Origin of the sequence: Roseovarius sp. (assembly GCF_018066915.1) — a bacterium.
In the GTDB taxonomy this organism is placed as follows: Bacteria; Pseudomonadota; Alphaproteobacteria; order Rhodobacterales; family Rhodobacteraceae; genus Roseovarius.
On the sequence record NZ_JAGPVV010000055.1, the window covers coordinates 1 to 8,573 of the forward strand.

Below are 8,573 nucleotides of genomic sequence, written 5' to 3' on the forward strand. Positions count from 1 at the left end.
AGCCGGTCCGCCACGCGCAGCCCAAAGGCGCGAGAATAGAAATCGACCGACCGCGCCTCGTCGAGAACGCGAACCATGCTGTGAATGGCTTTGGCCATCATGCCCTCCGAATACTGTATTTGGTTCGGAAAAATTACCAAAGCAGGGCAGGGGCGGGTAGTAAGGGGATACTACGCCTTGATTTGTCTCACTCCGCCGCCATCTGACGCGCATCCCCCTCGAGCGGGTTTTCGCGGTGCACAAGGCAGGTGCAGCGCAAGAGCGAAGTGAAATTGGCAGGTTCGCCGTGCAGTTCCAGCACTTCGGCATGGAGTTTCGACACGAAACCGGGGGTCGTCAGCCCTTCGCTCTCGGCGATTTCGTCGAGGATACCCCAAAAGGATTTCTCAAGACGGATGCTCGTGCTCTGGCCATTCAGACGCATGCGGCGGGTTACAAGCGCGTAGCGGTCGGGGTCTTGCCCGGCAAATATTCGGCACATGATCAGGTCCTCCCTCATCCGGGTCGCGGCAGGGACGCGCGCGGCGCGGATCTCAGTACGTTTTAGGATGATGGACGATTTTTGCCAGCAGGGGAAGCCTTCTGCACCGTCCCCGCCTGCGCGGTCAGGGCCGTCACAACACCGCGTGGCCGATATTGGCCAGCGCGGTCAGAATCAGCATGGCAAAGGTCAGCACCATTCCGGCGCTGCGCATTGGCATGATCTCTGGCACCCGGCCAAATCCCGCAGCATGCAGCACGCGCCCTGCAACAAGCATCATCCCCAGCAGATGCACCACCCAGCCCGGCGCGCCCTGAAGTTCGGCCATCCCCAGCAGGATCAGGCCAAGGGGCGCGTATTCGGCGCAGTTGGCCTGAACCCGGATGCGACGGATCAAGAGTTGCTCGCCGCCATCGCCGAGAGAGACATTGGTTTTGAAGCGCGCGGCGATGACGAGCACGCTCAGGAGGACAAAGAGAAGGCCGATGAGGCCCGCATAAAGAGGGGCGATAACAAGGGACATGCGCTGTGCTTTCTGGTCAGGAATAGGTGGCCGAACGGGTCGGGGGCAGGGTGAAATCCTCGGTATGGACAATCACCCCTGTCTCGCTCAGCAGCAAGAGGCCATAAGCCCCCGGTTCGTCAATCGAGAGGCTTGTGTCCTTGGCGTCGAGCGCCATGGGCATCTGGTGACAGGGGCTCTTGAGGATGGCTGTGGGAATGCCCCCTGCCGATCCTTGAACTGTGCGGTGAACATGGCCCGACACGATCTGCACGACATTGCCCGCCGCCCTGAGGCGCGCGATCACGTCCGCCCGGTTGCGAAGCCCGATGGCATCCATTCCGGCAAAGCCCGTGTCGATGGGCGGATGATGGGTAAAGACAACCACTGGCCGCGCGCCTGCCTCGGTCAAGCATTGCTCCAGCCAGTCCAGCCGCGCGGGGCAGAGCCAGCCCGAGTGCTGATCCGGCGCCACCTCGTCCAGCGTATCGAGACAGATCAGGCGATGCGCCCCGATGTCGGCGTAATGCTGGATATGGCCTGTGTCCATGCAGGCAGCCTCGGGAAAGGCGTCCAGAAAAGGCGCGCGGCGGTCGTGATTGCCGAGCATCAGGCTGATAGGCAGGGGGCAATCCGCCAGTGCCCCGCGCAGTCGGGCGTATTCCTCTGGCATGGCCCGATGGGTCAGGTCGCCGCAGAGCACGATGCGCGCGGCATCGGGGTGTCGCGCGAGCGCATGGTTCAGCCCTTGGGCAAAGCGCGCGAAAGGGTCAAGGCCGATGATGGTCTGACCTTGGGCAACGATGTGAATGTCAGTGAAGACGAGGATTTTCTGCATGGCGCGGCCTGTCGTTGGGCATATGGCGCGCAGCATGGTGGAAGTGACGCGATTGCAAAAGCGCTTTCGGTGATGTCACACCCACATCATCCCCGGGCCGGACCCGAGGATGATGTCCAGGCGGAGCCCCTCGGGACAAGCCCGAGGGTCACGGGAAACGTCACTCCATCTCCACCAACAGATCCTTGGCGTCGATCTGGCTACCGGGCTGGACATGCACCGCCTTGACGGTCGCGTCACGCTCGGCGTGCAGGCCGGTTTCCATCTTCATGGCCTCGATGGTCAACAAGAGATCGCCTGCCTTGATCTTTTGCCCCGCCTTGACCGCGACCGTGGCCACGGCACCGGGCATCGGCGCGCCGATGTGGTTGGCGTTGCCCAGTTCCGCCTTGGGCCGGGCTGCGACCTTGTCCTTGATCCGGCGGTCGGGCACGCGCACGGTGCGCGGCTGGCCGTTGAGTTCAAAGAATACCCGCGCCTCGCCATCCTCTTGCGTCTCGCTCACCGCGACCAGCCGGATTTCCAGCGTCTTGCCGGGGTCGATTTCGGCGGTGATTTCCTCGCCCGTTTCCATCCCGTAAAAGAAAGTGCGTGTGGGCAAGGTGCGCACAGGCCCGAATTGCGCATGACGTTCCATGTAATCGGCAAAGACCTTGGGATACATAAGGCTACCCATCAGGTCTTCGTTGTCGATCTTCTTGCCGAAACGCTCGGTCAGTTCGGCAAGCCGCGCGTCCAGATCCTCGGGCGGCAAGAGCGTGCCGGGGCGCACGGTGATGGGCTCTTCGCCCTTGAGCACCTTCTTGACGATGGCGGGGGGGAAGCCGCCGGGTGCCTGGCCCACATAGCCCTTCATCAGCGTGATCACAGAGTCGGGAAAGCTGACCTCGGTCGCGGGGTCGAGCACGTCTTCGCAGGTCAGCCCCTGACTGACCATCATCAGCGCCAGATCGCCCACCGTCTTGGCAATGGGTGTCACCTTGATCACATCGCCGAACATCTGGTTCACATCGGCATAGGTGCGCGCGATGTCGTGCCAGCGGTCCTCCATCCCCATCGAGCGTGCCTGCGCCTTGAGATTGGTGAACTGGCCGCCGGGCATCTCGTGCAGGTAGACTTCGGAGGTGGGCGACTGCATCCCGCTTTCAAAAGCGGCATAGTGATTGCGCACCGATTCCCAGTAGTTCGAGATTTGACGAATGGCCCCGATATCGAGCCCCGTATCGCGCGGCGTGTGGCGCAGCGCCTCGACAATCGTGCCAATCGTCGCCTGAGAGGTATTGCCCGAGAGGGAATCCATCGCGCAATCGACCGCATCCACCCCAACCTCGGACGCCGCAAGGATCGTGGCCCCGGCAATGCCCGCCGTGTCATGGGTATGGAAATGCAGCGGTAGCCCCACCTCTTCCTTGAGCGCCTTGAAGAGCACGCTTGCGGTGGCCGGTTTCATCAAGCCGCCCATATCCTTGATACAGAGGATATGCGTGCCCGCCGCCTTCAGTTCCTTGGCCATCGAGAGGTAATATTTGAGGTCATATTTAGAGCGCGCCGGGTCCAGCATGTCGCCGGTGTAGCAGATCGCGGCCTCCAGAACCTTGCCCGACTCCAGCACGGCATCCATAGACACACGCATGTTTTCGGCCCAGTTCAGCGGATCGAAGACGCGGAAGATATCGACGCCGCTCTCTGCGGCCTGTTTGACAAAGGCCGCGACCACATTGTCGGGATAGTTGGTATAGCCCACCCCGTTCGAGCCGCGCAGCAGCATCTGCGTGAGCAGGTTGGGCATCCTTGCGCGAATGTCGCGCAACCGCTGCCACGGACATTCGTCAAGGAACCGGTAGGCCACGTCAAACGTCGCCCCGCCCCAGCATTCGACCGAGAAGAGGCCGGGCAGGTCATGCGCGTAATTGGGTGCGATGCCGATCATGTCGATCGAGCGCATGCGCGTGGCCAAGAGCGACTGATGGCTGTCGCGCATGGTGGTGTCGGTGATCAAGAGGTGCTTTTGCGCCGCCATCCAGTCCGCCACGGCCTGTGCGCCCTCTCGGTCAAGAATCTGCTTTGGCCCATCCTTGATCTCGGGGCTGGCGGGGCGCGGCGCGCGCGGCAGCTTGAGATCGGCGGCTGGGCGGGTGCGCCCCTCGACCTCGGGATGCCCGTTGACCGTGATATCGGCGATATAGCTCAGAACCCGCGTGCCGCGATCCCGCCGCTTGGCGAATTTGAACAGCTCCGGCGTCGTGTCGATGAATTTGGTCGTGTAGGTGTTGTTGAGGAAGGTCGGATGCTTGAGCAGGTTTTCGACAAAGGCGATATTCGTGCTCACGCCGCGAATACGGAATTCGCGCAGGGCGCGGTCCATCCGGGCAATCGCCTGTTCGGGCGTGGGCGCCCAGGCCGTGACCTTGGTCAAGAGGCTGTCGTAATAGCGCGTGATGACGCCCCCTGCATATGCGGTGCCGCCATCAAGACGGATGCCCATGCCGGTGGCCGAGCGATAGGCGGTGATCCGGCCATAATCGGGGATGAAGTTGTTGAGCGGGTCTTCGGTCGTGATCCGGGTCTGGAGTGCATGGCCATGCAGGGTGATGTCATACTGGCTGGCCTTGCCGGTGGCCTCCATCAGGCTCTTGCCTTCGGCGATCTTGATCTGGGCCTGCACGATGTCGATGCCGGTCACGGCCTCGGTCACGGTATGCTCGACCTGCACGCGCGGATTGACCTCGATGAAATAGAACTTGCCGGTGTCCATATCCATCAGGAATTCGACGGTGCCGGCACATTCGTAATTCACATGCTTGCAGATTTTATAGCCAAGCTGACAGATTTCCTCGCGCTGCGTCTCTGAGAGATAGGGGGCAGGGGCGCGCTCCACGACCTTTTGATTGCGGCGCTGCACCGAGCAATCGCGCTCGAAGAGGTGATACATATTGCCATGCTTGTCGCCCAGGATCTGCACCTCGACGTGGCGCGCGCGCAGGATCATCTTTTCGAGATACCCCTCGCCATTGCCAAAGGCCGCTTCAGCCTCGCGGCGGCCTTCGCGGACCTTGTCCTCAAGCTCGCTTTCGTTCTCGATGGGGCGCATGCCGCGTCCGCCACCGCCCCAGGATGCCTTGAGCATCAAGGGATAACCGACGTCCTTGGCCTGCTTGCGGATGACCTTGATGTCATCGCCCAACACTTCGGTGGCCGGGATCACGGGCACGCCCGCCTCAATCGCCACACGCCGCGCGCTTGCCTTGTCGCCAAGGGCCCGCATGGTTTCGGCACGCGGGCCGATAAAGGTGATGCCCGCCGCGTCGCAGGCATCGACAAAAGCCGGGTTTTCGGACAAGAGGCCATAGCCGGGATGGATCGCATCCGCACCCGAGAGCTTGGCCACGCGGATGATTTCCTCGATGGACAGATAGGCCTGAACCGGTCCCATGCCCTCACCGATGCGATACGCCTCGTCCGCCTTGAACCGGTGCAGCCCGAGCTTGTCCTCTTCGGCAAAGACAGCGACGGTTTTCTTGCCCATTTCATTGGCGGCCCGCATGATGCGGATGGCGATTTCGCCCCGGTTGGCAATGAGAATTTTCTTGAAGTCGGCCATGCCTGTCCCCCGGTTTATCAGTTCTGGCGGCGCGGCAGTCTATGCCGCATTGCAGCGCTGCATCCTTGTAAGATTTGTGAAAGGTTTGTGCAATCCGGCAAACTGGGTATTCACCGGCAAGGGAAATTTCCTGTCCCGACGGGTGGTCGGCCCTACCCGTTGGGGATCAGGCGCGACCGCACATCCCAGAGCGTGCGCGTGCCCAACTGGCCCATGTTGGCGCGCAGGTCCTCGGCCAGAATATCCGCCAGATGCGCGGGGCCACTCTCGCCCAAGGCCCCAAGCGCATAGTGCCAGCCGCGCCCCATCATGACGAAATCCGCCCCAAGGGCGATGGCGCGCAGCACGTCAAGCCCGCCCTCGATGCCGCCATCCATGATCACCGGCAAGGTGGTCGCGGCGCGCACCTCTGGCAGCGCCTCGATGGTGGCGGGGGCGGCGTCGAACTGGCGGCCTGCGTGGTTCGATATCCAGATTGCGTCGACGCCCTCTTTCTCGAGCGCCGCGGCGTCGTCTGCGCGCAGCACGCCCTTGACCACCAAGGGTCCATCCCAGGCATCGCGCAGCCAGCGCAGATACTCCCAATCGGGCGAAGTGCGCAGCAGGTATCCGGCGTGTTTGTTCGAAGGCAAACCCTTGGTCTGGCCTGCGTAATCGTCAATCATCCGCATGCGCGGCATGCCAAGCCGTGCGGTGCCAAGCGCCCAGGCCGGACAGCGCGCGACCTGCGCCATCAGGCGCGGCGTCAGCTTGGGCGGCTGCGTAAGCCCCGAGCGCACCTGCCGTTCGCGTCGGCTGCCCACCGGCACATCGACGGTCAGCACCAGCACCGAGAACCCGGCATTGCGCGCGCGGTTCAGCATGTCGGTCCGAATGCCGGTGTCGCGCGGCGGATACATCTGGAACCAGCCATTGCCGTTCAGATACGGGCCTACGACTTCGGGTGTCTGGCTCGCCACGGTCGAGAGGCCATAGGGTATCCCCACCTGCGTGGCCGCCCGCGCCAAAAGACGCTCGGCATCCGGCCAGATGAGGCCGGACATGCCCACGGGCGCGATGCCCACCGGCAGGGCATGGGTCTGCCCCAAGAGGGGGGCGGTGATGTCAGGCGTGAATTCGCCATGCAGGATCGACGGGCTGAGCCGCACCTGATCGAGCATCAGGCGGTTGCGCCCCTTGGTTGCCTCAGTCCCGGTGGCACTGTCGAGGTATTCCCAGACAAAATGCGGGATACGACGCGCCGCACGGGCGCGCAGATCAGAGAGGGCGGGGTAGGTTGCATGCAGGTTCATGGCGCGCATTTGCACGGGTTTTCAGGGGCTTGTCCAGAGGTCAGATGGGGGTGGAACAATCCCCGAACATCTCTTTATCTCCGGGCGTCCCCGCGCTATTGTCACAGGCATGAACAGATTTGACGAATCCGATGCCTTTGAGGGTGCCAGCCTCTCGGCGCGCGCCATGGCGGCGCGTCCGGCACCCTATCTTGATGACCTCAACCCCGAACAGCGTCGCGCGGCGGAAACGCTGGATGGTCCGGTGCTCATGCTCGCTGGGGCGGGGACGGGCAAGACCAAAGCGTTGACCACGCGCATCGTGCATCTCATGAACACCGGGCGCGCGGGGCCGGGCGATATCCTCGCCGTGACCTTTACCAACACGGCCGCGCGCGAGATGAAAGAGCGTGTGGGCCGCCTCTTGGGTCAGCCCGCCGAGGGGATGCCGTGGTTGGGCACCTTTCATTCGATCTGCGTCAAGCTCTTGCGCCGTCACGCCGAACTCGTTGATCTCAAATCGAATTTTACCATTCTCGATACGGATGACCAACTGCGCCTGCTCAAACAACTGGTGCAGGCGTCTGGCATCGACGACAAACGCTGGCCCGCGCGGATGCTGGCGGGAATCATCGACCAATGGAAGAACCGCGCCTGGACGCCCGACAATCTGCCCGCCTCAGAGGGGAGCGCCTATGATGGCAAGGGTCCGGCGCTCTACCGGCAATATCAGACCCGCCTGCGTGAGCTGAACGCGGTTGATTTCGGCGACCTGCTCTTGCATGTGGTCACGATCTTTCAAAAGCACGACGACGTGCTCAGGCAATACCAACGTTGGTTCCGCTATATCCTCGTGGATGAGTATCAGGATACCAACGTGGCGCAATACCTCTGGCTGCGCCTCTTGGCGGGGGGGCACAAGAATATCTGCTGCGTGGGCGATGACGATCAGTCGATCTATGGCTGGCGCGGCGCCGAAGTGGGCAATATCCTGCGGTTTGAAAAGGATTTTCCCGGTGCGGCGGTGATCCGGCTCGAGCAGAATTACCGCTCTACCCCGCATATCCTTGCGGCGGCTTCGGGCGTGATCGCGGGCAATCGCGACCGGCTGGGCAAGGAATTGTGGACCGCCGTCGAGGAGGGTGAAAAGGTCCGCCTCATCGGCCATTGGGACGGCGAGGAAGAGGCACGCTGGATCGGCGAGGAAATCGACGCGATGCAACACGGCACGCGCGGCATGCGTCCCTATTCGCTCGATGCGATGGCAATCCTTGTGCGGGCCAGCCACCAGATGCGCGCGTTTGAGGATCGGTTCCTGACGATTGGCCTGCCGTATCGTGTGATCGGGGGGCCGCGGTTTTACGAGCGGCTAGAGATTCGCGATGCCATGGCCTATTTCCGCCTCGTGGTTTCGCCTGCCGACGATCTGGCCTTTGAGCGGATCGTCAACACCCCCAAGCGCGGCCTTGGCGACAAGGCACAGCAGAAAATCCAGATCACGGCGCGGCAGAATGGCGTGCCGCTGGTCGAGGGAGCGCGCCTATTGCTCGACGACAAGGGGATCACCGGCAAAGCGGCGAGCGAGTTGCGCGATCTGATCGACGGTCTTGCCCGCTGGGGCCGGATGGTCGGGGATGCGGATATCAGCCATGTCGAACTGGCCGAGATGATCCTCGACGAGAGCGGCTATACCGGGATGTGGCAGAACGACAAGACACCCGAAGCACCGGGGCGGCTCGAGAATCTCAAGGAACTGGTCAAGGCGTTGGAAGGGTTCGAGAACCTGCAAGGGTTTCTGGAACATGTGAGCCTCATCATGGACAACGAGGCGGGCGAAGAGGGCGAAAAGGTCACGCTGATGACGCTGCACGCCGCCAAGG

Annotated in this window: 6 protein-coding genes and 1 pseudogene; 1 reads left to right on the forward strand and 6 read right to left on the reverse strand. The window is 62.5% G+C overall.

What is annotated here, in order from left to right; translation table 11 throughout:
- The 6 genes and pseudogenes from KBT70_RS03235 to KBT70_RS03260 form a co-directional block, all read right to left on the reverse strand.
- Positions 1–98: pseudogene (locus KBT70_RS03235) on the reverse strand (lactoylglutathione lyase); the annotation flags it as partial.
- An 89-nt stretch (positions 99–187) separates the two neighbouring features.
- Positions 188–481 (reverse strand): ribbon-helix-helix domain-containing protein, encoded by a 294-nt coding sequence (locus KBT70_RS03240; RefSeq protein WP_296628714.1) that lies wholly within the window; start codon positions 479–481, stop codon positions 188–190.
- Between the two features lie 133 nt (positions 482–614).
- Entirely contained in the window at positions 615–1,004 is a 390-nt protein-coding gene (locus KBT70_RS03245) for an MAPEG family protein (protein ID WP_296628716.1), read from the reverse strand.
- A 16-nt stretch (positions 1,005–1,020) separates the two neighbouring features.
- Positions 1,021–1,821, reverse strand: coding sequence for a phosphodiesterase (locus KBT70_RS03250; protein WP_296628718.1), 801 nt, complete (start codon positions 1,819–1,821; stop codon positions 1,021–1,023).
- A 160-nt stretch (positions 1,822–1,981) separates the two neighbouring features.
- Positions 1,982–5,422 carry a pyruvate carboxylase gene (pyc, locus tag KBT70_RS03255; RefSeq protein ID WP_296628719.1) on the reverse strand — a complete coding sequence of 1,147 codons (3,441 nt, stop codon included), beginning with the start codon at positions 5,420–5,422 and terminating at the stop codon, positions 1,982–1,984.
- 152 nt (positions 5,423–5,574) lie between these two features.
- Entirely contained in the window at positions 5,575–6,714 is a 1,140-nt protein-coding gene (locus tag KBT70_RS03260) for an alpha-hydroxy acid oxidase (RefSeq protein WP_296628722.1), read from the reverse strand.
- 109 nt (positions 6,715–6,823) lie between these two features.
- Here KBT70_RS03260 and KBT70_RS03265 point away from each other — a divergent pair.
- Positions 6,824–8,573 (forward strand): UvrD-helicase domain-containing protein (locus KBT70_RS03265; RefSeq protein WP_296628724.1); only part of this gene is annotated, 1,750 nt, incomplete at its 3' end.